This window comes from Streptomyces sp. NPDC039462, from assembly GCF_055639375.1.
Genome location: NZ_JBVKAO010000002.1, coordinates 1,381,451 through 1,404,695, shown reverse-complemented (window position 1 = coordinate 1,404,695; position 23,245 = coordinate 1,381,451). Strand labels below are relative to the sequence as shown.

At 71.6% G+C, this 23,245-nt stretch carries 21 protein-coding genes; 12 read left to right on the top strand and 9 right to left on the bottom strand.

What is annotated here, in order from left to right:
- Positions 1–218 precede the first annotated feature (218 nt).
- Both ACZ7LU_RS17040 and ACZ7LU_RS17035 read right to left on the bottom strand, forming a co-directional pair.
- Positions 219–1,010 carry an ECF subfamily RNA polymerase sigma factor, BldN family gene (locus ACZ7LU_RS17040; RefSeq protein WP_398312750.1) on the bottom strand — a complete coding sequence of 264 codons (792 nt, stop codon included), beginning with the start codon at positions 1,008–1,010 and terminating at the stop codon, positions 219–221.
- Between the two features lie 300 nt (positions 1,011–1,310).
- Positions 1,311–2,264: an HAD family hydrolase gene (locus tag ACZ7LU_RS17035; RefSeq protein ID WP_398312748.1), complete on the bottom strand. Its 954-nt coding sequence runs from the start codon at positions 2,262–2,264 to the stop codon at positions 1,311–1,313.
- Between the two features lie 136 nt (positions 2,265–2,400).
- Between ACZ7LU_RS17035 and ACZ7LU_RS17030 the strand changes: the two genes are divergently transcribed.
- The 7 genes from ACZ7LU_RS17030 to ACZ7LU_RS17000 all read left to right on the top strand — a co-directional run bounded on the left by ACZ7LU_RS17030 (position 2,401) and on the right by ACZ7LU_RS17000 (position 10,290).
- A complete protein-coding gene (locus ACZ7LU_RS17030) occupies positions 2,401–2,691 on the top strand; it encodes a glutaredoxin family protein (protein ID WP_398312745.1) in 291 nt (96 codons plus the stop codon).
- A gap of 314 nt (positions 2,692–3,005) precedes the next feature.
- A complete protein-coding gene (locus tag ACZ7LU_RS17025; protein ID WP_398312742.1) occupies positions 3,006–3,761 on the top strand; it encodes a redox-sensing transcriptional repressor Rex in 756 nt (251 codons plus the stop codon).
- Positions 3,758–5,467, top strand: coding sequence for a glutamyl-tRNA reductase (locus tag ACZ7LU_RS17020; RefSeq protein ID WP_398312739.1), 1,710 nt, complete (start codon positions 3,758–3,760; stop codon positions 5,465–5,467). The genes ACZ7LU_RS17025 and ACZ7LU_RS17020 overlap by 4 nt, the downstream gene beginning before the upstream one ends.
- Positions 5,464–6,423, top strand: coding sequence for a hydroxymethylbilane synthase (hemC, locus tag ACZ7LU_RS17015; RefSeq protein WP_398312736.1), 960 nt, complete (start codon positions 5,464–5,466; stop codon positions 6,421–6,423). The genes ACZ7LU_RS17020 and hemC overlap by 4 nt, the downstream gene beginning before the upstream one ends.
- Positions 6,420–8,075 (top strand): bifunctional uroporphyrinogen-III C-methyltransferase/uroporphyrinogen-III synthase, encoded by a 1,656-nt coding sequence (locus tag ACZ7LU_RS17010; RefSeq protein WP_398312733.1) that lies wholly within the window; start codon positions 6,420–6,422, stop codon positions 8,073–8,075. Before hemC ends, ACZ7LU_RS17010 begins: the two co-directional genes overlap by 4 nt.
- A gap of 153 nt (positions 8,076–8,228) precedes the next feature.
- Positions 8,229–9,218 carry a porphobilinogen synthase gene (gene hemB, locus ACZ7LU_RS17005; protein ID WP_471917053.1) on the top strand — a complete coding sequence of 330 codons (990 nt, stop codon included), beginning with the start codon at positions 8,229–8,231 and terminating at the stop codon, positions 9,216–9,218.
- Positions 9,219–9,309: 91 nt separating this feature from the next.
- Entirely contained in the window at positions 9,310–10,290 is a 981-nt protein-coding gene (locus ACZ7LU_RS17000) for a zinc-binding dehydrogenase (protein WP_471917052.1), read from the top strand.
- A 24-nt stretch (positions 10,291–10,314) separates the two neighbouring features.
- Here the strand turns inward: ACZ7LU_RS17000 and ACZ7LU_RS16995 are convergent, their stop codons facing one another.
- The 3 genes from ACZ7LU_RS16995 to ACZ7LU_RS16985 form a co-directional block, all read right to left on the bottom strand.
- A complete protein-coding gene (locus ACZ7LU_RS16995) occupies positions 10,315–11,214 on the bottom strand; it encodes an NAD(P)-dependent oxidoreductase (protein WP_398312725.1) in 900 nt (299 codons plus the stop codon).
- 142 nt (positions 11,215–11,356) lie between these two features.
- On the bottom strand, positions 11,357–11,830 hold the full coding sequence (locus ACZ7LU_RS16990) for a carboxymuconolactone decarboxylase family protein (RefSeq protein WP_398312722.1): 474 nt from the start codon (positions 11,828–11,830) through the stop codon (positions 11,357–11,359).
- A 120-nt stretch (positions 11,831–11,950) separates the two neighbouring features.
- Complete coding sequence (locus ACZ7LU_RS16985) at positions 11,951–12,598, bottom strand: DUF4232 domain-containing protein (protein WP_471917051.1); 648 nt, start codon at positions 12,596–12,598, stop codon at positions 11,951–11,953.
- 181 nt (positions 12,599–12,779) lie between these two features.
- Here ACZ7LU_RS16985 and ACZ7LU_RS16980 point away from each other — a divergent pair, with 181 nt between their 5' ends.
- The 3 genes from ACZ7LU_RS16980 (at position 12,780) to ACZ7LU_RS16970 (ending at position 16,468) form a co-directional block, all read left to right on the top strand.
- The gene (locus ACZ7LU_RS16980; RefSeq protein ID WP_471917050.1) at positions 12,780–14,081 is read left to right on the top strand and encodes a helix-turn-helix domain-containing protein; all 1,302 of its coding nucleotides are present in this window, start codon (positions 12,780–12,782) and stop codon (positions 14,079–14,081) included.
- Between the two features lie 121 nt (positions 14,082–14,202).
- The gene (locus ACZ7LU_RS16975; RefSeq protein WP_471917049.1) at positions 14,203–15,429 is read left to right on the top strand and encodes an aminotransferase-like domain-containing protein; all 1,227 of its coding nucleotides are present in this window, start codon (positions 14,203–14,205) and stop codon (positions 15,427–15,429) included.
- A 109-nt stretch (positions 15,430–15,538) separates the two neighbouring features.
- Positions 15,539–16,468, top strand: a complete 930-nt coding sequence (locus ACZ7LU_RS16970; RefSeq protein ID WP_471917048.1) for a hypothetical protein — start codon at positions 15,539–15,541, stop codon at positions 16,466–16,468.
- Positions 16,469–16,495: 27 nt separating this feature from the next.
- Here ACZ7LU_RS16970 and argS read toward each other — a convergent pair whose 3' ends face one another.
- The gene (gene argS, locus ACZ7LU_RS16965; RefSeq protein ID WP_471917047.1) at positions 16,496–18,253 is read right to left on the bottom strand and encodes an arginine--tRNA ligase; all 1,758 of its coding nucleotides are present in this window, start codon (positions 18,251–18,253) and stop codon (positions 16,496–16,498) included.
- Positions 18,254–18,398: 145 nt separating this feature from the next.
- Here argS and lysS point away from each other — a divergent pair, with 145 nt between their 5' ends.
- Both lysS and ACZ7LU_RS16955 read left to right on the top strand, forming a co-directional pair.
- Positions 18,399–20,180: a lysine--tRNA ligase gene (gene lysS, locus ACZ7LU_RS16960; protein ID WP_398312704.1), complete on the top strand. Its 1,782-nt coding sequence runs from the start codon at positions 18,399–18,401 to the stop codon at positions 20,178–20,180.
- Positions 20,181–20,313: 133 nt separating this feature from the next.
- Entirely contained in the window at positions 20,314–20,523 is a 210-nt protein-coding gene (locus ACZ7LU_RS16955; RefSeq protein WP_468316968.1) for a hypothetical protein, read from the top strand.
- A gap of 19 nt (positions 20,524–20,542) precedes the next feature.
- Here ACZ7LU_RS16955 and ACZ7LU_RS16950 read toward each other — a convergent pair whose 3' ends face one another.
- Genes ACZ7LU_RS16950 through ACZ7LU_RS16940 form a run of 3 tightly spaced genes read right to left on the bottom strand, consistent with a single transcriptional unit; the run spans position 20,543 to position 23,245 of the window.
- Entirely contained in the window at positions 20,543–21,925 is a 1,383-nt protein-coding gene (locus ACZ7LU_RS16950; protein ID WP_471917046.1) for an MFS transporter, read from the bottom strand.
- A gap of 11 nt (positions 21,926–21,936) precedes the next feature.
- A complete protein-coding gene (locus ACZ7LU_RS16945) occupies positions 21,937–22,929 on the bottom strand; it encodes a P-loop NTPase family protein (protein WP_468557268.1) in 993 nt (330 codons plus the stop codon).
- Positions 22,916–23,245, bottom strand: coding sequence for a darcynin family protein (locus tag ACZ7LU_RS16940; RefSeq protein WP_398312695.1), 330 nt, complete (start codon positions 23,243–23,245; stop codon positions 22,916–22,918). The genes ACZ7LU_RS16945 and ACZ7LU_RS16940 overlap by 14 nt, the downstream gene beginning before the upstream one ends.

Below are 23,245 nucleotides of genomic sequence, written 5' to 3'. Positions count from 1 at the left end.
ATGACGGTCGACTCCCCAGGGGGTCCTGAGGGTTGCATGTCCTGACCATTTCCACACGATCGAGTGAGCGGAGCCAGCCAGGTAGCGACCACAGGGAGCCTGCATCCCGCACAACGAGCGTCGCGGCACTTGGGTTACGGACGGCGGATGATCGGACCGCGACAATTCCGTGGCGACCATCTGGCCGCCACGGAGGGGGAGTTGGGCATGGCGGACTGCTAGCGGGCGTCGTCGGGCAGCAGGCGGGCGAGGGTGCGCACCGCGCGGTACTGAAGGGTTTTGATCGCGCCTTCGTTCTTGCCCATGACCCGCGCGGTCTCGGCGACGGAGAGGCCCTGGAGGAAGCGCAGGGTCACGCATTCCTGCTGCTGGGGGTTGAGGCGGCGGACGGCTTCGAGGAGGGCGGCGTTCGAGAGGGACTCCAGGACGGAGTCCTCGGGGCTGCGCTCGACTTCGTTGGCGTCGAGCATTTCGCCGGTGGTCACTTCGAGGCGGAAACGGCTCGATTTGAAGTGGTCGGCGACGAGATTGCGGGCGATCGTGACCAGCCAGGCGCCGAAGTCACGGCCCTGCCAGGTGAAGGTGCCGATGCGGCGGAGGGCGCGCAGAAAGGTCTCACTGGTGAGGTCCTCGGCGGTCGCCTTGCCGCCGACGCGGTAGTAGATGTAGCGGTAGACCGTGTCGCTGTACTGGTCGTAGAGACGGCCGAAGGCGTCGGACTCGCCGGCCTGGGCGCGCTCGACGAGCTCCATCATGCGGGCGCTGTCGCTGTCCGCGGCGGGACGGCGGGGGGTGGGTGCGGAGGTGGCGGCAGCGGCGGAACGGCCCCGTCTGCCGACTGCCGCACCGCCGTTCGCCAGGGCATAGCACGGCCCGGCGGGTGCGGGGACGGCGAGGGCGGGGACGGCGGGGACGGCGTACGCGGTGGGGACGAAGCCGCGCAAGCGGTCGATGACCGTTGCGCGCAGCGTAGCCAGGCCCGAGGTGTCAACCCCGACGTGTGGGTACACGGGACTCCCAGAGGCAGAGCTTCCATCACGTGCAGTGCGGGACCGTTCACCCGTCGTAGCGACGTGTGGGGTCCCTTATGCGTCTGAGGAGAATAACGCTTCGTACAGGCAGCACTACACCCAGTTGCTCAAATCATCGATTACGTCGCTTCTGTAACCGATTGACGCCCGTTCAAGTGCCGGAGAGTGAGCACTTGTTGATCGAATGAGTTCACATTCCGTGTCGGCCTGAGGCGTGTTGTGGCCGAGTGCTACCGGCGCGACTGGCGGGAGACACCCTGGGGTAGGACCGACGGATGCTCAGTGGCGGCGGCGGTGCAGGGCCACGGCCGCGGCCGCGCCGCCCGCGAGGGCGCCGACGCCCGCGGCGGCCGGGATGCCGACCTTCGCGGCCTTGCGGCCGGTGCGGTAGTCCCGCAGCCGCCAGTCCCTGGCGCGGGCGTGCTTGCGCAGTTTGGCGTCGGGATTGATCGCGTACGGATGCCCGACGAGCGAGAGCATCGGGATGTCGTTGTGCGAGTCGCTGTACGCGGCGCAGCGGCCCAGGTCGAGGCCCTCGGCGGCGGCCAGGGCGCGGACCGCCTCGGCCTTCGCGGGGCCGTGCAGGGGTTCGCCGACGAGCTTGCCGGTGTAGACGCCGTCGATGGACTCGGCGACGGTGCCGAGGGCGCCGGTCAGGCCGAGGCGGCGGGCGATGACCGTGGCGATCTCCACCGGGGCGGCGGTGACCAGCCAGACCTTCTGGCCCGCGTCGAGGTGGGCCTGGGCGAGGGCGCGGGTGCCCGGCCAGATCCGCTCGGCCATGTACTCGTCGTAGATCTCCTCGCCGATGGACATCAGCTCGGCGACGCGGTGGCCCTTGACGATGGAGAGGGCGCTGTCGCGGGCGTCCTGCATGTGCTCGGGGTCCTCGACGCCGGCGAGCCTGAACCACGCCTGCTGCCAGGCGAACCGGAACAGCTCCTGGCGTTCGAAGAACTTCCGTTTGTAGAGGCCGCGGCCGAAGTGGAAGATCGCGGCGCCCTGCATCACGGTGTTGTCGAGGTCGAAGAAGGCGGCGGCCTTGTCGTCGCCGACGACGGGGAACTCCGGCTCCCGCGGGGCTTCGTCGGGCGCGGTCCGCGCGGCGAGGGCGTCGAGCTCCTCCAGTTCCTGCGAGGACTTGCGCGCTGCCTCGGCCGAGGCCTCGCCTGCCAACACGCTCCGCGCCGTGGCGGAGCGCCTACGGGGGGTGAGCCATCCGAGAGCGGCCATGTCGTGAGCATAGCCAGTCTGTTCGGTGGTCCCGGAGTCGGGAGGATTCGGGCCTGTGAACTCTCCGCGACCGAGCCGTTAATCGGGGCGCGCCGGGGATGTCCTCCGGCGCGGCACGCCGGGCGAGAATGGGGCCATGAGCCCGATTTTTCGCCGTAGTGGCGGTCGTACGGAGAAGAAGAAGCCGCAGGAGCGGTTGGTCACCCTGATCGGGAAGCCGGGTTGTCATCTGTGCGATGACGCACAGGCGGTGATCGAGAAGGTCTGCGGGGAGCTCGGCACGCCCTGGGAGAAGAAGGACATCACGCGGGACGAGGAGCTGCACCGGGCCTACTGGGAGCAGATTCCGGTGGTGCTCGTGGACGGGGAGCAGCACACCTTCTGGCGGGTGGACGAGGGCCGGCTGCGGCGCGAGCTCGCCGGGTAGGCCGGAAAGGGCCGTCACCTACTGACCGACCAGTCCAAAGTTCCCGCGAAGTCGATTACGCTTTGGGGCGGTTTTGGTCTCGGGGGCGATGATCGTGAGGAGAGTGTGCGGTTTTGCCCCCATCAAATGAGCAACGACGCTCCGTGCGCGCCGGTTCCACGATCGCGCGCCGGGGGCGCGTGACCCCGGTCACGTTGGCCGGGCAAATCGGACACCATCTTTGTGCACGCGTTCACAAAGACATAGCCTGCATTCGACGGGGCGGTCTGGGGACGAGTGACCGCCTGCAGCCCCGCTCTACCCGCAGGAGCACCGTGGCAACTGGCCGAACTCACCGACCGGCGACCCGCAGCCGAGGGATTCCCGAGGCCACCGTCGCCAGGCTTCCGCTGTACCTCCGAGCCCTCACCGCACTGTCGGAGCGCTCGGTGCCCACGGTCTCCTCCGAGGAGCTCGCGGCCGCCGCGGGGGTCAACTCCGCGAAGCTGCGCAAGGACTTCTCGTACCTCGGGTCCTACGGGACGCGCGGCGTCGGCTACGACGTCGAGTATCTCGTGTACCAGATCTCCCGTGAACTCGGGCTGACCCAGGACTGGCCGGTTGTCATCGTCGGCATCGGTAACCTCGGCGCGGCCCTCGCCAACTACGGCGGGTTCGCCTCCCGCGGTTTCCGCGTGGCGGCCCTGATCGACGCCGACCCGGCCATGGCGGGCACGCCCGTCGCGGGCATGCCGGTGCAGCACACCGACGAGCTCGAGAAGATCATCGAGGAGAACGGCGTCTCGATCGGCGTCATCTCGACCCCGGCCGGCGCCGCCCAGCAGGTCTGCGAGCGGCTCGTCGCCGCCGGTGTGACCTCCATCCTGAACTTCGCGCCGACCGTCCTGTCCGTGCCGGACGGTGTCGACGTACGCAAGGTCGATCTCTCCATCGAGCTGCAGATCCTCGCCTTCCACGAGCAGCGCAAGGCCGGGGAGGACGCGGCGCCCGAGGGCCCCGTCCCGCCCGTCTCGGCCAAGCAGCAGCGGAAGGGACCCGACGGGGACGTCCCCGCCGTGATGCCGGCATGAGTCTCCTGGTCGTGGGGCTGAGTCACCGCAGCGCCCCCGTGAGCGTCCTCGAGCGTGCCGCGCTGTCCGCGGACGCGCAGGCCAAGCTGCTGCAGGACACCCTGGCCGCCGAGCCCGCCGCCGAGGCGGCCGTGCTCGCCACCTGCAACCGCATCGAGCTCTACGCCGACGTGGACAAGTTCCACGCGGGCGTCGCCGAGCTGTCCACGCTGCTCGCGCAGCACAGCGGCGTCGGCCTGGAGGAGCTCACCCCCTATCTGTACGTCCACTACGAGGACCGCGCCGTCCACCACCTCTTCTCGGTGGCGTGCGGCCTTGACTCGATGGTCGTCGGCGAGGGGCAGATCCTCGGGCAGATCAAGGACGCCCTGGCGCGCTCGCAGGAGCTGCACACCGCGGGCAAGCTCCTCAACGATCTCTTCCAGCAGGCCCTGCGGGTCGGCAAGCGCGCGCACTCCGAGACCGGCATCGACCGGGCCGGGCAGTCCCTCGTGACCTTCGGCCTCGAACAGCTCGCGGCGCGCGAGCCGGTCGACGCCTGGGCGGCGGGCAAGCGGGCCGTGGTCATCGGCGCGGGCTCCATGTCCTCGCTGGCCGCGGCGACGCTCGCGCGCGCCGGTGTGGCGGAGATCGTGGTCGCCAACCGCACGCTGGAGCGCGCGGAGCGGCTCGCGGAGATCCTCGGCGAGTCCGGCGACCACGGGGTGCGCGCCCGCGCCGTCCCCATGGACGCCGTGGCGGACGAACTGACACGTGCCGACGTGGCCGTCTCCTGCACCGGAGCGACCGGCCTGGTGCTGACCGCGGAAGCCGTCACCGCCGCCGTCGAGGGGCGCGTGCCCCCGGCCGACGGCCCGCTCGACGAGGCGCCCGCGCAGGCCGGAAACGGTTCGCCGGGCTCCGGTGCCCGGACGGCCACCGTGGCCGACGAGGGCTGCCCGGTCGACCTGTCCGCGCCGCGCGGCTTCTCCGTCGCCGGCGAGGAGGCCGTCGCCGGGATGGACGCGGCGTCCCTGGAACAGCACGCGGCCTGGGTGGACAACGCCCCGGCCGAGCGCCGCGAGGAGCAGGCCGCCGACCCGCGGGCCGAGGCCGACGCGATCGCCGCCCTGGTGGCCGCCGCGCGCGTCACGGGCCGCCTCCCGGAGCGGCGCCTGCGCGCGTCGTCGGCCGGTGCGGCCCGCCCGGCCGTGCTCGCCCTCCTCGACCTGGCCATGCCCCGCGACATCGACGCCGCCGCGCACCGCGTGCCCGGCGTGCGGCTCGTGGACATCGAGTCGCTGGCCGAGGCTTCCGCCGACGCGCCCATGGCCAACGACGTCGAGCAGGTCCGCGGCATCGTCTCCGACGAGGTCGCCGCCTTCGGCGCCGCCCAGCGGGCCGCGCACATCACGCCGACCGTGGTCGCCCTGCGCACCATGGCCGCCGACGTGGTGGCGGGTGAGATGGCCCGGCTCGAAGGACGTCTGCCGGGTCTCGAGGACAAGCAACGCGCGGAGATCACCCAGACCGTGCGCCGCGTCGTCGACAAGCTGCTGCACGCGCCGACGGTGCGGGTCAAGCAGCTGGCGAGCGAGCCCGGCGGCGCCGGGTACGCGGACGCGCTGCGCACGCTCTTCGACCTCGACCCGCAGACGGTCGCGGCGGTCAGCAGGGCTGACCACCTGAACAACGAGAACGACGACCCGAATAGAGGCCGGGCATGACCGAGAGGGCCCTCAGACTCGGGACCAGGCGCAGCAGGCTGGCCATGGCCCAGTCCGGCCAAGTGGCCGAGGCAGTCAAGGAGCTGACGGGGCGCCCCGTCGAGCTGGTGGAGATCACGACGTACGGCGACACCTCGCGCGAGCACCTCGCGCAGATCGGTGGCACCGGCGTCTTCGTGGCGGCGCTGCGCGAGGCGCTGGCCCGCGACGAGGTCGACTTCGCCGTGCACTCGCTCAAGGACCTGCCCACCGCGCAGCCCGCCGAGCTCACCCTCGCCGCGGTGCCGGTGCGCGAGGACCCGCGCGACGCGCTGGTGGCGCGCGACGGGCTGACCTTCGCGGAGCTCCCCGACGGAGCTCGCGTGGGCACCGGTTCGCCGCGCCGCATGGCGCAGCTGAACGCCTACGCGCGCAGCCACGGCATGACCATCGAGACCGTGCCGATCCGGGGGAACGTCGACACCCGTATCGGATACGTCCACAAGGGGGAGCTCGACGCCGTCGTGCTCGCCGCCGCCGGACTCAACCGCGTCGGCAGGTCCGACGAGGTGACCGAGCTCCTGTCGGTGGACACCGTTCTGCCCGCCCCCGGCCAGGGGGCACTGGCGATCGAGTGTGCCGCGCACAACGCGTCACTCGCCGCCGCGCTCGCCGAGCTCGACGACCCGTACACCCGGGCCGCCGTGACCGCCGAGCGGTCCCTGCTCGCCGCCCTGGAAGCCGGCTGCAGCGCACCCGTGGGTGCGTTGGCCGACTTGCTGGCCGACGGGCAGATTGTCAAGGAAATGCGCCTGCGCGGCGTCGTCGGTACGACCGACGGCTCGACGCTGGTGCAGCTGTCCACCACCGGTCCCGTGCCCGAGACGGAGACCCGAGCCATGGCGCTGGGCCGCGAACTCGCGGTCGAGATGCTTGCCAAGGGCGCGGCCGGTCTGATGGGGGAGCGAGCACTTTGAGCCCCACCTCGAACCTTCCAGGCCTTCCCGCACACGGGCACGTCACCTTCCTCGGTGCCGGACCCGGAGATCCGGGACTGCTGACCCTGCGCGCCGTCGAGGCGCTGGCCCGAGCGGATGTGCTGATCGCCGAGCCTGATGTGCTCGACGTCGTCCGCGTGCATGCCAGGGGAGGTGTGGACACACCCCAGCCGACAGCTGACGACACGTCAATGACCGCCGACGCGACGCCGTTCCGAGCTGCCGCCAATCTTGTCATGGAGGCGGCGCGGGGCGGCAGGCGGGTCGTGCGTGCGGTGAGCGGCGACCCGGGCCTCGACACGTACGCGGCGGACGAGATGCTCGCCTGCGCCGCCGAGGGCATCCCCTTCGAGGTGGTGCCGGGCATCGCGGCCGCGGTCGGTGTGCCCGCGTACGCGGGTGTGCCGCTGCGGGACGCGCAGGGCACGGACGTCCGCTTCGTCGATGCCCGTACCGCCTCCGACCGCTGCTGGAGCGAGGTCGGCGCGTCCGACGGGACGGTCGTCGTCTCGGTGGCGCTCGACTCCGTGGCCGCGGCGGCCGGTGAGCTGGTGGCCGCGGGCCGCAAGCCGGACACCCCGATGACCGTCACCGTCGCCGGTACGACGACGCGCCAGCGCACCTGGACCGCGACGCTCGGCACGGTGGCGCAGGTCCTCAAGCAGGCGAAGGTGCTGCCCTCGCCGGACGGCGGCCGGACCGTCATAGCCGTGGTCGGCGAGTCCTGCGCCGCCGCCCAGCGCGATCAGCTGTCGTGGTTCGAGTCGAAGCCGCTCTTCGGGTGGCGCGTGCTCGTGCCGCGTACGAAGGAGCAGGCGGCCTCGCTCTCCGACCAGCTGCGGTCGTACGGCGCCGTGCCGCACGAGGTCCCGACCATCGCGGTCGAGCCGCCGCGCACGCCCCAGCAGATGGAGCGCGCGGTCAAGGGCCTGGTCACCGGCCGGTACGAGTGGATCGCCTTCACGTCCGTCAACGCCGTCAAGGCGGTGCGGGAGAAGTTCGAGGAGTACGGGCTCGACGCGCGTGCCTTCGCCGGGATCAAGGTCGCGGCCGTCGGTGAGCAGACCGCCGCCGCGCTGATCGCCTTCGGCGTGAAGCCGGACCTGGTGCCGAGCGGTGAGCAGTCGGCCGCGGGGCTCCTGGAGGACTGGCCGCCGTACGACCCGGTCTTCGACCCGATCGACCGGGTGTTCCTGCCGCGGGCCGACATCGCCACGGAGACGCTCGTCGCCGGGCTCATCGACCTCGGGTGGGAGGTCGACGACGTCACCGCCTACCGGACGGTGCGGGCGTCGCCGCCGCCGGCGGAGACCCGTGAGGCGATCAAGGGCGGTGGCTTCGACGCGGTGCTCTTCACCTCGTCGTCCACGGTGCGCAATCTCGTCGGGATCGCCGGGAAGCCGCACAACGTCACGGTGATCGCCTGCATCGGGCCCGCCACCGCGAAGACCGCGGAGGAGCACGGGCTGCGGGTGGATGTGATGGCTCCGGAGCCGTCCGTGCACAAGCTGGCCGAGGCCTTGGCGGAGTTCGGTACGCGGCGGCGGGTGGCCGCTCTTGAAGCGGGGGATCCTGTTACTCGGCCCAGTGAGCGTCGGCCCGGTTCGCGTCGGCGACGCACGGCGCCGTAGGTTTCTCCGGGTGGGCGCCGCCCTCAACAGTGCTCTGCACCGGGGGTTGTGCCCACCCGTTCCGCCGTGCGGAACGCCTGCCCACAACGGGAACGGCTGAGCGCACCCGGCGGGACCGTCAGAGGTAGCGGTCGGTAAGAGGTGAGGGTTTCAGTGACTAAGTACGGATCGTTTCCCGGGGCGCGGCCGCGGCGGTTGCGGACCACTCCTGCCATGCGGCGCATGGTCGCCGAGACGCGGTTGCATCCGGCCGATCTGATCCTGCCCGCGTTCGTGCGCGAGGGGATCAGCGAGCCGGTGGAGATCGGCGCCATGCCCGGCGTCGTGCAGCACACCCGCGACACCCTGAAGAAGGCGGCCGTCGAGGCGCTGGAGGCCGGGGTCGCCGGGATCATGCTGTTCGGTGTGCCGGAGGAGTCGAAGAAGGACGGCCTGGGAACGCCGGGCACGGACCCGGACGGCATCCTTCAGGTGGCGCTCCGCGACGTGCGTGCCGAGGTCGGCGACGACCTCATCGTCATGTCGGACCTGTGCCTCGACGAGACCACCGACCACGGGCACTGCGGTGTCCTCGACGCCGAGGGCCGTGTCGACAACGACGCGACCCTGGAGCGGTACGCGGAGATGGCGCAGGTCCAGGCCGACGCGGGCGCCCATGTGGTGGGCCCGAGCGGCATGATGGACGGTCAGGTCGGCGTCGTGCGTGACGCGTTGGACCAGGTCGGGCACGAGGACGTCGCCATCCTCGCGTACACGGCGAAGTACTCGTCGGCCTTCTACGGCCCCTTCCGCGAGGCCGTCGGCTCGTCGCTCAAGGGCGACCGCAAGACCTACCAGCAGGACCCCGCCAACACCCGGGAGCCCCTGCGGGAGCTGGCGCTCGACCTGGAGGAGGGCGCCGACATGGTGATGGTGAAGCCCGCGGGCCCCTACCTCGACATCCTCGCCCGGGTCTCCGACGCGGTGGAGGTGCCGGTGGCCGCGTACCAGATCAGCGGTGAGTACGCGATGATCGAGGCCGCCGCCGAGCGGGGCTGGATCGACCGGGACAGGGCGATCATGGAGTCCCTGACGGGGATCAAGCGCGCGGGCGCGAACATGATCCTGACGTACTGGGCGACCGAGGTCGCGCGGCAGCTCTGAGCCGCGGTACGGCGGCCCTTGACCTCAACCTTGGTCGAGGTCGGAGGGTGGTGTGCATCGACGTTCGTTTCCACGTTCCGAGGAGCACACCATGCGCGCTGTCGTCCTGCACGAGTTCGGTCCCGCCGAGAACCTGCGGTACGAGACCCTGCCCGACCCCGTCGCGGGGCCCGGGCAGGTGCGGATCGCCGTACGGGCGGCGGGAGTCCACTTCGTCGAGACCGTCATGCGCCGGGGCGAGGCGTCCGACATGGCGCCACCGCTGCCCGAGCTGCCCGCCGTCTTCGGCGGCGAGGTCGCGGGGACGGTGGAGGCCGTGGGCCCCGACGTCGACAAGACATGGCTCGGGCGGCCCGTGGTGGTCTCGCGCTCGGCACCCGGCGGGTACGCCGAGCTGGCGGTCGCCGACGTGGCGAAGCTGCACACCGTCCCGGACGGGCTCGGCTTCGAGGACGCGGTGGCCATGGTGGTGACGGGGGCCACCACCATGGGGCTTCTGAGTGCGGCGCAACTCCGGTCGGACGACGTGGTGTTGGTGACGTCCGCCGCCGGTGGCGTGGGGCGGCTCGTGGTCCAGTACGCGCATGCCCTCGGGGCGACGGTGATCGGCGCGGCCGGCGGCCCCGCCAAGGTCGAGGCCGTGCGCGCGCTCGGCGCCGACATCGCCGTCGACTACAACGAGCCCGGCTGGCAGCACGAGGTCGCCGAGCGGCTCGGCGGCGGGCGGCGCGTCACCGCCGTACTCGACGGGGTGAGCGGTGAAAAGGGCGCTGCCGCCTTCGAGTTGATCGCCGACGGAGGACGGTACGTCGTCATCGGCTGGTCGTCGCAGGAGGCCTTCGAGCCGGGCCCCGAGGTGCTCGCGGAGCGGCGGATCACCTTCACCAACGCGCTGCTCCAGCTGCTCGGGAGCCCCGAGGACGGTCCCGCGTACGAGCGGGAGGCCCTGGAGGCGCACGCCAAGGGGGAGTTGGCGCCCGCCGTCCAGGCGTTCCCGCTGGAGCGGGCGGCCGAGGCGCACGCCGCCATCGAGCGCCGGGAGACCACGGGGAAGGTGGTACTCGTCCCGTGACCCCGCCGCCCGGTGCCCCGCACGTCAGTCCTTCGTGAGCAGCAGCGGCATGCGCGAGAACCCGTCGGCTCCATAGCCCTGCTCGACGGCGCGGTCCAAGAGGTCCTGGAACGGCTCGAACAGGTCGGTGCGCAGGCCCTGTTCGGCGAACGCGGTGGTGAAGTTGGGAAACGCCTCGCGGTTCATGGCGAGGTTCGAGACGTCCGTCAGGTGCTGGTCGGTGTCGAGCGCCTCGGCGCCCGTGGGGACGAGCCCCTGCGTCATCGCGATGATCCAGTCGGTGAGCAGCGGCGCCAGCTCACGGGCCGGGATGCCCTCGCTGCGGATCATCGCGAAGGCCTGGGCGACACCCATCGCCATGCCGTACATGCCGGTGAGCAGCGACAGGTCGTACAGCGCCGCGAGGCCGGGGTCCTTGCCGACCCACTTGGTGTCGGCGAGGGCGGCGAGCGTCGGGCGGTGCGTCTCGAAGGCCGCCTCGTCGGTGCCGCTGTAGAAGATGTACGCGCCTGGGGTGGCGATCATCTGCGGGACGGCCATGATGCCGCCGTCGATGTACGTGATGCCGTGCGCCGCCGCCCAGTCCGCCAACTCCCGTGCCTGGCCCGGGGTCCCGTTGGTGAGGTTCACGACGGTGCGGCCGGCGAGCGCGTCGGCCTCGGGCGCCAGCAGGGTGCGTACGTTGTCGTTGGTCGTGAGGCAGACGATGACGAGGTCGGCGGCGGTGATGGCGTCCCGCGCGGTGTCGGCGGGGGTGGCGCCCTGGGCCGCGAGGGGCCCGGTCTTGGACTTCGTGCGGTTCCACACGGTCGTCGGGTGCCCGGCCTTGACCAGGGCGGTGGCGAGGGCGGTGCCCATGAGGCCGAGGCCGAGGACGCTGACAGGGGACGTGCCGGCCTGCTTGCTGCTGCCGTTGCTGGGCACGGGGGAGCTCCTTCGAGGGCGTTGCGTCGGGTACGCGTTCGATCCTCGTCCCGCCCTCACCACCGGACAAGTACCGACTTTTTTGTGCGGTACTCACCAAAAGGTGTGTGAGCAGGTCGGAGCCCCCCGGGCCGGGTGGTGGTCAGCCGAACTGGCCGGGCTGGTAGTCGCCTGCGGGCTGCTGGACGATGACGTTCAGCCGGTTGAAGGTGTTCATGAGCGAGATCAGCGTCACCAGGCCGACGAGCTGCTCCTCGTCGTAGTGCTTCGCGGCGTTGGCCCACACCTCGTCCGGGACACCGCCCGCCCCGTCGGCGATGCGGGTGCCCTCCTCCGTCAGCTCCAGGGCGGCCCGTTCGGCCTCGGTGAACACCGTGGCCTCGCGCCACGCCCCGACCAGGTGGAGACGCGTCGACGTCTCACCGGCGGCGATCGCTTCCTTGGTGTGCATGTCGAGGCAGAACCCGCAACCGTTGATCTGGCTCGCGCGGATCCGCACCAGCTCCTGCGTCGCGGCCGGCAGCCCCGTCTCCGAGACGGCCTTGTTGACCGCGGTCAGGTGCTTGATGGCCTTTCCCGCGGCCGGGCTGGCGAAGACGTTCAAACGGGGTTCCATGATGTGCTCCTGTGCCGTTGTTGGTGCCAGGTCCTACACCTCTACGACGGACGGGCACGGCCGGGATGTGACAGGAACGGTTGTGACCTGGATCTCTCTTCGCCGGGCGGTCGTCCGAGGTCACCGGTCCAGGGCGTCCTGCCGCGACGGCTGCCAGTAGGTGACCGTGGCGGAGCTGTCCACGTACACACCCCCCGCGGGGAGCTCCAGAACCGCCTCGGGGCCGATGCTGCCGTCCATCGCCCGGTCGGCGAAGTGGACGCCGAGGCGGTGGGCGGTGCGGCCGTCCGTACCGCCGCCGTCCGCCGCCGCGGGGACGACGCCCGCGTACGCCGACTGGCCCGGGCGCAGGGTGACGACCGCCTGCGGCACGGAGTCGTGGTCGACGGCGGTCGTGGATCGGGCGTCGTCGAAGCGGAGGTAGGGGGCGTTGTAGGCGTGGCAGGGCACGTCGCCGATGTTCGTGGCGGTGATCAGGAGGTGGTTCGCGGGGCGGGTGACCTCGGTGACCTGCACCTCGGTGTCGGCGCCGGTGCAGGCGACCGGCTGCCGCGCCCGGTCCCCGGTGCGCCGGTTGGTGGTGGGCCCGGGAACCGTGCTGTGCTTGGTCGTCGTCTGTGCCACGAGCGTCGCCGCGCCTTCGTCCCGGGTGCCGGTGCCGTCCGAACAGGCCGTCAGGGACAGCCCGCCGAGGGCGATCCCGGTGGCCGCGAGGGTGCGGACGGCGAGGGTGGTACGGGAACGGGAGCGGGGGCCGGTGCGGAACATGGCTGATCCTCTGTGTGGGGTGCCGGAAGCGGCGTGCTTGTATGGGCCACAGCTTGTGCCGTGGTTCGGCCGAGGCGCTACGGGGGCCGGGGAGTTGGGGACGCTGGAACGTTCGTACCGACTCTGGCCAGGGGGTATGACCTCCCCCTGGAACGTCTGAATGGAATGGTGGAGGGCGGAGATGGCGTCTCTCGCGGAGTTGCTGCGGGAGCTCAAGGAGCGGTCCGGGCTCAGCTATGGAGTGCTGGCGCGACGGCTTCACATGAGTACGTCGACGTTGCACCGGTACTGCAACGGGGATGCCGTGCCAACGGAGTTCGCCCCCGTGGAGCGGCTCGCCCGGCTCTGCAAGGCGACCCCCGAGGAGCTCGTCGAGGTCCACCGGCGGTGGATCCTCGCGGACGCGACGCGGGGCAGGAAGGCGGAGCCCGTCGCCCCGAGCGCCCCGGAGCCCGCGCCGGCCCCACAGCCACAGGAGCAGGCGGACCCGGAGTCGGACCCGGACCAGGTCGTGGTCCTCTCCAAGCGGCCCCCGTTACGGAGGCGGCGGACCGTCGTCCTCGCGGCCGCCGTCGCCGCGGTCGTCGGGCTCGGCTCCGTCGCCCTCGCCATGAGCGGCGGGGGAGACGGCGACGGGAACCGGCACAAGGCGCAGGCCGCTTCCTCCCCGGAACCCGGTGACCCCGCGGACACCGCGCCCGGCAAGGCCGAGGCCGAGGGCAAGGACGACGGCAAGGACGACGGCAAGGACAAGAAGGACGACGCCGAGAACAAGAAGGGCGCCCCCTCCGCCTCGCCGTCCGGAAAGGGGAGCCCGCCCTCCGACGCCTCCCACCCCGGCCGCAAGGGGCCCACGTCCGGCGGCGCGCAGAGCGACCCCGGCGTGCCGGTGACGGCTCGCACCAGGCCGTACGCCTTCGACGACCCCTGCCTCCAGGACTTCCTGGTGAACCGCAAGGCCGACGAGGTGCCGCAGCAGCCCGCGGTGCAGGACGCGGCCGGCTGGGTCGGTGACCTCGGCGCCGTCCCCGCCGGCCGGCAGCTCATCGAGGTCACCGTGCAGGGCATGGGCAAGGACACCGTCGTCCTCCAGGACATGAACGTCCGGGTGCAGAGCACCAGCGCGCCGCTGGCCTGGAACAACTTCCAGATGGCGACCGGCTGCGGCGGCAACGTGGACCCCAAGTCCTTCTCCATCGACCTCGACGACGGCTCACCGCGCCTCAAGCCCCAGTCGGGCCAGCGCGACTTCCCGTACAAGGTCAGTGAGAACGACCCCGAGGTCTTCTTCATCATGGCCGACACCGATCTGCACGACGTGCGGTGGTACCTGGAGCTGCAGTGGTCGAGCGGCAAGCGGCACGACTCGCTGCGCATCGACGACCAGGGCAAGCCGTTCCGCACCAGCGGCAAGAAGGGGCGCCCCACCTACGGCTGGCCGCCCGGCGGCTCCAAGTGGACGAGGCAGCTGCAGGACGGCTGAGCCGCCTCCTCGTCGGCGTCCGCATCCCGGAATGGCGTGTGTAGCCCGCACCTACGTGCTTAGGGTGCGGGCTACACACGCCACAGCCGCCACAGCCGCCACAGCCCGAGGAGCCGCCGCCGTGACCGTCACCGAGCCCGCCCGTACCGCAGCCGCCCCCACGCCGCCGCTCGCCGCGCGCGCCGCAGCGGTCGGGGGCTCGCCCGTACGGGACATCCTCGCGGTCACCGCGCGGCCCGAAGTCATCAACTTCGCGGGCGGGTTGCCCGCCCCCGGCCTCTTCGACGCCGACGGGATCGCGGCCGCCTTCCGCGCGGTCCTGGAGGAGACTCCGGCGCGGGCGCTGCAGTATTCGACGACCGAGGGCGAGCCCGCGCTGCGTACCGCCGTCGCCGCGCGGGCGGCCGTCCGCGGCCTGCCGACCGACGCCGACGACGTGCTCGTCACCACCGGATCCCAGCAGGCGCTCTCGCTCCTCGCGACCGCGCTGATCGAGCCCGGCGACACCGTCCTCGTGGAGAACCCCTGCTACCTGGCGGCACTCCAGGCCTTCGCCTTCGCGGGCGCGCGGGTGTTGCCCGTGCCCTGCGACGAGTCCGGCATCGACCCGGCCGCCCTGGACGAACTCGTCGCCCTGCACCGCCCCAAGCTGCTCTACACCGTCCCCACCTTCCAGAACCCGACCGGCCGCACCCTGCCCGCCGACCGCCGCGCGGCCATCGCCGAGGTCGCCGGGCGGCGCGGGCTCTGGATCGTCGAGGACGACCCGTACGGCGAACTGCGCTTCGAGGGCGAGCGGGCGCCGTGGATCGCCACGTACCCGGGCGCCGGTGACCGGACCGTCCTCCTCGGCAGCTTCTCCAAGATCATGGCGCCCGGCCTGCGGCTCGGCTGGCTGCGCGCGCCCGCCGCGCTGCTGCGCGCCTGCGCCGTCGCCAAGCAGGCCGCGGACCTGCACACGCCCACCGTCAACCAGCTCGCCGCGGCGTGCTACCTGGCCGACCGGGACCTGGACGCGCACGTCGCCCGCGTCGCGGACGTCTACCGCGACCGCCGGGACGCGATGCTCGCCGGCCTCGCCGACGCGCTGCCTGAGGGTTCCCGGTGGATCCGGCCGGAGGGCGGCATGTTCGTGTGGGCGAAGCTGCCCGACGGTTACGACACGACGGAGCTGCTGCGGACGGTCGTCACGCACGACGTGGCGTACGTGCCGGGGGCGCCGTTCTTCGCCGGGGAACCGGACCGGTCGACCCTGCGCATGTGCTTCGTGACGCAGACCGAGGAGGAGATCGCGGAGGGGCTTCGGCGGCTCGGCCGGGGTATCGGCCGGGGGCTCGGTGAAAAATGAGCTAACTCGCGGGATCGCGGGGGCAGTTGACGGGCGGCGAGCCTAGGGTGACCACTGTTGACAGCTCATCCGCCCGGGGAGTGCGGATGCTTCACAGAGGGGATCATCCATGCGTACTTCGGCTCTGCCCGCCGGGAGACTCCGGCGCGCCCTGGTGGGCGTCGCGGTGGCCGGCGGCCTGCTCGCCGTCGCCGCCCCCGCGCAGGCCGCCCCCGGTGACCCGGTGGCCGTCAGCTCGTACGCGTACACGAGCGCCGCGGGCGACTACATAGGGGACGGCAAGTCCGCCTCGTACAAGGCACCGGACACCGCCCTGCGGATCAGCGGCACCGCGGAGGACGTGACGGTGGAGCTGCCCGACGCGAACTGGGAGGTCCAGCTCGCGGCGCCCAAGGGCGAGAAGCTGCACCCCGGCGTCTACCGCGACGCCGAGCGCGCGGATTTCCGCACCGGCCGCGCGCCCGGCCTCGACGTGAGCGGTGAACACCGCGGCTGCAACCGGATCTGGGGCCAGTTCTCCGTCAACCAGATCGAGACCGACGCGTCGGGCCAGGTCACCCGACTCGACGCCACCTTCACGCAGAACTGCGAGAGCGCCACGGCCCCCGCCCTCAAGGGCACCGTCAAGTACGACGCCTTCCCGCTCTCGTACAGCTACAAGAGCGACGCGGACGACTGGATCGGGCAGGGCACGGACGGGACGCACACCGGGGCCCGCAGCACCTTCCTGCTCGACGGGAACGTCCGCACCGGCTTCCGGTACACCGTCGAGGGCAAGCGGGAGGACTGGACCGTCCGCTTCTACGTGCCGGAGGGCGACAGGCTCGAAGCGGGCCGCACCTACACCGTCACGACCGAGAAGGGCGGCCTGTCGATGCACGGCAACGGCCGTGGGTGCGGTGAGGCGAGCGGCAGCCTGACCGTCACCCGCCTCGCCACGGCGGACGACGGCACCATCAAGGCGCTCGCCGCCCGCTACAGCCACTACTGCGGAGGCGGGGAAGCCGGCATGCACGGCACCATCCACTACTACGCCTGACCCCGCCCCCGCCGGGCCGCCCGAGCGTCAGAGGCGCTCGGGCGGCCTGATGCCCAGCAGGGCCATGCCCTGGTGCAGGGTCCGTGCCGTGATGTCGCACAGGAACAGGCGGTTCTCGATCTGCGCCGGGGAGTCCGCCTTCAGGACCGGGCACTTGTCGTAGAACGACGTGTACAGCGACGCGAGCTGGTAGAGGTACGCGGCCAGCTTGTGCGGGGCGTACTCCTTGGCGGCGTCCGCGACCGTGTCGCCGAACGCGTCCAGGTGCAGGCCGAGTGCCCGCTCCGCCGCGTCGAGCACCAGCTCCGGACGGGCGGCGGGGCGGACCTCGCCGGCCTTGCGGAGGATCGACTGGATGCGCGCGTACGCGTACTGGAGGTAGACCGACGTGTCGCCGTTCAGGGAGACCATCTGGTCGAGGTCGAACTTGTAGTCGCGGTTGGCCGATGTCGAGAGGTCCGCGTACTTCACGGCGCCGATGCCGACCTGGAACGCCCGCTCCTGGATCTCGTCCTCGGTGAGGTCCCGCGCCTTCTCCCGCACGACCTCGGCGGCGCGCTGCACCGCCTCGTCCAGCAGGTCCTCCAAGCGCACCGTCTCGCCCTCACGCGTCTTGAACGGCTTGCCGTCCGCGCCGAGCACCGTGCCGTAGCCCATGTTGTGCGCGGTGACGTCGTCGTTCAGCCAGCCCATCCGGCGGGCCGCCTCGAAGACCATCTTGAAGTGCAGCGACTGGCGCACGTCCACCACGTACAGCAGCGTCGTGGCGTGCAGGCCGACGACGCGGTCGCGGATCGCCGAGAGGTCGGAGGCCGCGTAGCCGAAGCCGCCGTCCGCCTTCTGGACGATCAGCGGGACCGGCTGGTCGTCCTTGCCCTTGATGTCGTCGAAGAACACGACGAGCGCGCCCTCCGAGCGGACCGCGACACCCGACTCCTCCAGGAGCCGGGCCGTCTCGGCCATCATGTCGTTGTACGCGGACTCGCCGACGATCTCCTCGTCGCGGACCTCCATGTCCAGCTTCTCGAAGACCGAGTAGAAGTAGACCTTCGACTCGTCGACGAACCGCTGCCACAGGTCGAGCGTCTCCTTGTCGCCGGACTGCAGGGCGACGACCCGCTTGCGGGCCCGCTCCTTGAACGCCTCGTCCGCGTCGAAGACCGCGCGCGACGCCTTGTAGATCCGGTTCAGGTTCGACATGGCCTGCTCGCCGTCGACCTCGTCGGCCGGGGCCAGCTCGCCCGGGTTCTCGATCAGGTACTGGATGAGCATGCCGAACTGGGTGCCCCAGTCGCCGATGTGGTGGCGGCCGATCGTCTTCTCGCCCGTGAAGTCCAGCATGTGGCGCAGGGCGTCGCCGATGACGGCCGAACGCAGGTGGCCGACGTGCATCTCCTTCGCCACGTTCGGCTGGGCGTAGTCGATGACCGTCGTGCCCGCGTGCGGGTTCAGGGGAACGCCGAGGCGGTCGCCGTCGGCGGCGCGGGCGGCGAGCGTCTCGATGATCGCCTTGTCGGTCACCGTCACGTTCAGGAAGCCGGGGCCCGACACCTCGACGTCGGCGAGCAGGTCGCCGGCGGTGATCTTCTCGACGACCTGGGTGGCCAGCTCGCGCGGGTTGGCCTTGGCCTTCTTCGCGAGCGCCAGGATGCCGTTGGCCTGGAAGTCCGCCCGGTCGCTACGTCGCAGCAGCGGATCCGCGGCGCCGGCCTCCGGCAGGGCAGCCGAGAGGGCGTCCGCGAGGCGCTGGTGGACGGAGGCGGTGAGGGACGTGACCGAGGCCATGAATGGGTGCCGTTCTGCTCGGGTGCCTGGTGTGCTGAAGCTACGAAAACCGAGTATCCCACGCGGTGAAAAGCGGTTTTCGCGGTTACGGGGCGACCTGGGAGAATGGCTCCGACAAGCGGTACTCACGTAGAAGAGGAAAGGCGTGCCGATCGTGGCTCAGAGCACCGATACCACCGACTGGGTCTCCCGCTATGCGGATGAGGTCATCGCCGAGTCGGAGCGTCGTGCCCCGGGCGCGAAACACGAGGGCGCCGCCGCGCCGGTGGTCGTCGTCGCCTCCGGACTCTCCCCCTCGGGCCCGATCCACCTCGGCAACCTCCGCGAGGTCATGACCCCGCACCTGGTCGCCGACGAGATCCGCCGCCGCGGGTACCAGGTCCGCCACCTGATCTCCTGGGACGACTACGACCGGTACCGCAAGGTCCCGGCCGGCGTCCCCGGCATCGACGAGTCCTGGGCCGAGCACATCGGCAAGCCGCTGACGTCCGTCCCGGCCCCGGCCGGATCCGCGTACCCGAACTGGGCCGAGCACTTCAAGGCCGCCATGGCCGAGGCGCTCACCGAGCTCGGCGTCGAGTACGACCCGATCAGCCAGACGGAGCAGTACACGTCGGGTGCCTACCGCGAGCAGATCCTGCACGCGATGAAGCACCGCGCCGACATCGACGCGATCCTCGACCAGTACCGCACCAAGAAGGACCCCGCCAAGGCCGGCAAGGGCAAGCAGCAGCAGAAGCCCGTCGACGAGGCCGAGCTGGAGGCCGCCGAGGGATCCGGCGCGGCCAGCGAGGACGACGGCAGCGGCGGCTCCGGCGGCTACTACCCGTACAAGCCCTACTGCGGCCAGTGCGAGAAGGACCTGACCACCGTCGTCTCGTACGACGACGAGACCACCGAGCTCGTCTACACCTGCACGGCGTGCGGCTTCGGCGAGACCGTCCTGCTCAGCGAGTTCAACCGCGGCAAGCTGGTCTGGAAGGTCGACTGGCCCATGCGCTGGGCGTACGAGGGCGTCGTCTTCGAGCCGTCCGGCGTGGACCACTCCTCGCCCGGCTCGTCCTTCGTCGTCGGCGGCCAGATCGTCCGGCAGATCTTCGACGGCGTCCAGCCCATCGGCCCCATGTACGCCTTCGTCGGCATCTCCGGCATGGCGAAGATGTCGTCCTCCAAGGGCGGCGTGCCGACCCCGGCCGACGCCCTGAAGATCATGGAGGCGCCGCTCCTTCGCTGGCTGTACGCCCGCCGCAAGCCGAACCAGTCCTTCAAGATCGCCTTCGACCAGGAGATCCAGCGGCTCTACGACGAGTGGGACAAGCTGGAGGCGAAGGTCGCCGACGGCTCGGCGCTACCCGCAGACGCCGCCGCGCACTCCCGCGCGGTGCGCACCGCCGCAGGTGAGCTGCCGCGGACCCCGCGCCCGCTGCCGTACCGCACGCTGGCCTCCGTCGCCGACATCACCGCGGGCGCCGAGGACCAGACGCTGCGGATCCTGCGCGACCTCGACCCGTCCGACCCGATCACGTCCCTCGACGAGGCCAGGCCCCGCCTGGACCGCGCCGAGAACTGGATCACCACCCAGGTCCCGGCCGAGGCCCGCACCATCGTCCGCTCCGAGCCGGACACCGAGCTGCTCGGCTCGCTGGACGACGCGGGCCGCGAATCGCTCCGCCTCCTCCTGGAGGGCCTGGACTCGCACTGGTCCCTGGACGGCCTCACCCACCTCGTCTACGGCGTGCCGAAGGTGCAGGCGGGCTTCTCGGCGGACGCGACGGCGAAGGAGCTCCCGCCGGAGATCAAGGTGGCGCAGCGCTCGTTCTTCGCGCTCCTGTACCGCCTCCTCGTCACCCGGGAGACCGGCCCGCGCCTGCCCACGCTGCTCCTCGCGGTCGGCGCGGACCGCGTGCGCAAGCTGCTGGGCGCCTAGCGCCCCGGTGCGACAGCAAGGCCCCGTTCCGGGTGGAACGGGGCCTTTGCCGTGCGCGGTGCATCCTTCGGACTACCGCGGATTCGGCCGGAGGCAGGACGTGCGCCCCGGATCCGTGGCCGATCGTGGACGTATGAGAGAGATCATCGCCATCGTCGGCTGGGTCGTGGGAATTCAGGGCGGCCTGGGCGTCGCCGGACGGCTGTTCGGCGACGGCCCCTGGGGCATGCTGCACAAGTGGTGGGACGTGCCCACACCGCTGTACGCCGCGCTCTTCGTGGTGGGCGCGGGGCTCGCCCTCTACGGCGAGACGTCGAAGCACCGGCGCAAGGCCCGCGCCTGAGAGCCCGTCTTCGGCCCGCTCAGGCCACGGTCGCGCGCCGCTTGGGCGCGGACAGGGCCGGCAGCAGGACGGTGACCGCGGCCACCGCCGCAAGCACCCAGAACGCCCGGTCGCCGTCGTGCGACGACGAGGTGGCGACCGCCGCGGACAGGGCCGCGATGCCGTTGACCCCCGCCGCCGAGCCGATGTTGCGCAGCATCGTCGCCGCCGAGGTCGCCACGCCGAGCTGCGCGGGCGGGGACTGGTCCTGGATCAGGGCGAGCGTCGCCGCCGTGACCGCACCCGTCCCGACGCCCGCCAACAGCCCGGCCAGCCACGGGAGTTCACCGGTGGCGCTGAGGGCGGCGCTGGCGAGGAGCGCGAGCGCGCCCGCGACCATCGAGGGACGGTAGCCGTGCTTGGCGATCAGCCCGCCCGTCACGGCGCTCCCGGCCACCCAGCCGAGCGCCGAGAGGCCGACGACCACGGCGACCCCCGCGGTGGACATGCCCCGTTCGGCGAGCCGGACGGGCAGCACGGTCACCGTGGCGTACATGACGACGCACGCGCCGACGGTGGCGAGCGCCGCGCCCGCCGACGGCGTCCGGGCGAACATCTGCCGCGGTACGAGGCTGCCGCCGAAGCGGCGCACCAGCGCCAGGGCGAGCAGCCCGACGACCACCGCGGCCGCCCCGCCCGCGGTCCCGATGCCGAGCGAGCTCCCCTGCAGACCGCAGAGGAACAGCGCCGAGCCGCCCGTGACCAGGGCGTACTCCCCGACCGGGAAGCCCTTGCGCGCGGCCGCACCGTCCTCGTGGCCGGCGCGCCCGGGCAGCGCGACCGCGATCGCGACGACGACCAGCACGCACAGCGGCACGTTGACGAGGAACACCCAGCGCCAGCCCCACGCCTCGGTGAGGCTCGCGCCGACGACGGGGCCGAGCACCGCGGCCACGCCCCAGACCATGCTCAGCATGGACTGCGCCTTGGCGCGCCGCTCGGGCCCGAAGACCCGGCCGACGATGACGTAGCTCGACACGACGATCGCCCCGGCGGTCAGCCCGTGCAGGACGCGCGCCGCGACCAGCACCCCGAAGGAGTCGGCGAGCCCGGCGACGACGGACGCGGCGAGGAAGACCACGGTCGCGCCGATGGCGAGCACCCGGTCGTCGAGCCGGTCGGAGACCCAGCCCGCGAGCGGGGTGCCCGCGACCTGGGCCAGCATGAACCCGGACACCAGCCAGGCGTACCCGCCGCCGGAGCCGCCGCCGACGTCCGCGAGCACGCTGGGCAGCACCGTGCCCATCACGGTGGCGTCCATGGCCGCGAGGAGCAGGGCGAGCACGGCCGCCGCCACCGCGATCCGGCCCGTGGCGGCGGCGCGGCCCGCCGCCGGGGCCTGCGGGGCGGCGTCCGTGCTCACCGTCGACGAGGTCACTGGGGAGCCCCGACGAGCGGCGGTACCGGGGCGGCGAGCGGCGGAATGCCCGCCGCGTGGACGCGCGCGGTGCCGGAGAACGCGGTGATCATGTCGCTGAGTTCGTCGTCGAGGATCTCGTCGACGGTGTGCAGCGTCCCGTCGGCGGCGAAGACCTTGCCGCCGAACGCCTTGGTCATCTCCAGCTGGACGGCGGCGGCCGGGTTGCCCGTCACGAAGTCGACGCCGAGGATCCGCTCGGTGGCCGCCTGGAAGGAGTCGGCGAGCTTGCGGTTCAACTCCTCGATCTGGTCGAGGAGTTCGCGTACCCGGGCCTGCTGCGGAGCGGTCAGCGCCGGGTAGATCAGCTTCATGGCGACGTGGTCGATCTTCACGTGCCGGGCCTCGTCCAGGCCGTGCGTGTGCAGCAGCCGGGTGAAGAACCGCTCGCGCCCCGGGTCGAGGGCGTCGGCGCGGTGCTCGAAGACGGTGATGACGGACTCGCCGACGTACGCCGAGCAGCACAGGGCGACCAGCTTCACGTACGGGTGGTCGTCGGTGCGGAAGACGTCGAGACGCTCGTCGAACAGGGCCTTGTCGACACGCGGTTCGCTGCCGGAGAGCGCGCGCACGTACCGGTAGAAGGTGTTCGCGTGCTGGATCTCCTCGGCCGCGAAGCACGACAGGGCGTGGTGCAGCTCGTGGCCGACGTTGACCGCGTCCCGCAGGTCGTGCAGCTCGCCCATGACCATGGCCATGACCGTGCTCACGTGCCGTTCGATCTCGGCGAGCTGGGCGAGTTCCTTGGTGAGGTAGGCGACGGCCTGCTCCTCGTGGCCCGGTTCGCCGTACGCGACGGTGGAGACGTACGCCAGCTCCTCGGGGGTGCGTGCCTCCGCCCAGTCGAAGGCGCCCGGGTGGAACGTGTTGATGTGGGCGAGCCGGGTCACCGAGGCCAGCTCGGCACGGACGGCGTCCGCGATGGCGTCGAACTGGTCAGGCGTTGTCATTCTCGTACTCCTTGTAGCCGTCCTGGATGCCGATGGAGATGTCGCGCAGGCGCACCCAGCCATGCGCGATGAAGTCGCTGTCGCGGAGCTTCTCGATGAAGTAGTAGTAGGACGTGAGGTCGTCGGTCTCCACGAACAGGAAGTCCGAGTAGTCGGTGGAGAAGGCCTCCGCGTCGAAGTGCCGCACGGACAGCTTGTCGGCGAAGGGCCCGACGATCTCCTTCTGGAAGACCTGCTCGTTGGCGTTGCGCTCGTCCCTGCTGAGCCGCAGCCACGACGCGTCGAATTCGTAGCGGATGACGATGCCGTACTTCAT

What these genes read in the sequence shown, in the direction of transcription:
- ACZ7LU_RS16970 (WP_471917048.1), top strand. Translation starts at nt 15,539, where the DNA reads ATGCGTACTTCGGCTCTGCCCGCCGGGAGACTCCGGCGCGCCCTGGTG.
- ACZ7LU_RS17000 (WP_471917052.1), top strand. Translation starts at nt 9,310, where the DNA reads ATGCGCGCTGTCGTCCTGCACGAGTTCGGTCCCGCCGAGAACCTGCGG.
- ACZ7LU_RS16945 (WP_468557268.1), bottom strand. Translation starts at nt 22,929, where the DNA reads ATGACAACGCCTGACCAGTTCGACGCCATCGCGGACGCCGTCCGTGCC.
- ACZ7LU_RS16980 (WP_471917050.1), top strand. Translation starts at nt 12,780, where the DNA reads ATGGCGTCTCTCGCGGAGTTGCTGCGGGAGCTCAAGGAGCGGTCCGGG.
- ACZ7LU_RS16985 (WP_471917051.1), bottom strand. Translation starts at nt 12,598, where the DNA reads ATGTTCCGCACCGGCCCCCGCTCCCGTTCCCGTACCACCCTCGCCGTC.
- ACZ7LU_RS17035 (WP_398312748.1), bottom strand. Translation starts at nt 2,264, where the DNA reads ATGGCCGCTCTCGGATGGCTCACCCCCCGTAGGCGCTCCGCCACGGCG.
- hemC (WP_398312736.1), top strand. Translation starts at nt 5,464, where the DNA reads ATGACCGAGAGGGCCCTCAGACTCGGGACCAGGCGCAGCAGGCTGGCC.
- ACZ7LU_RS16990 (WP_398312722.1), bottom strand. Translation starts at nt 11,830, where the DNA reads ATGGAACCCCGTTTGAACGTCTTCGCCAGCCCGGCCGCGGGAAAGGCC.
- argS (WP_471917047.1), bottom strand. Translation starts at nt 18,253, where the DNA reads ATGGCCTCGGTCACGTCCCTCACCGCCTCCGTCCACCAGCGCCTCGCG.
- ACZ7LU_RS17030 (WP_398312745.1), top strand. Translation starts at nt 2,401, where the DNA reads ATGAGCCCGATTTTTCGCCGTAGTGGCGGTCGTACGGAGAAGAAGAAG.
- ACZ7LU_RS16955 (WP_468316968.1), top strand. Translation starts at nt 20,314, where the DNA reads ATGAGAGAGATCATCGCCATCGTCGGCTGGGTCGTGGGAATTCAGGGC.
- ACZ7LU_RS17020 (WP_398312739.1), top strand. Translation starts at nt 3,758, where the DNA reads ATGAGTCTCCTGGTCGTGGGGCTGAGTCACCGCAGCGCCCCCGTGAGC.
- ACZ7LU_RS16940 (WP_398312695.1), bottom strand. Translation starts at nt 23,245, where the DNA reads ATGAAGTACGGCATCGTCATCCGCTACGAATTCGACGCGTCGTGGCTG.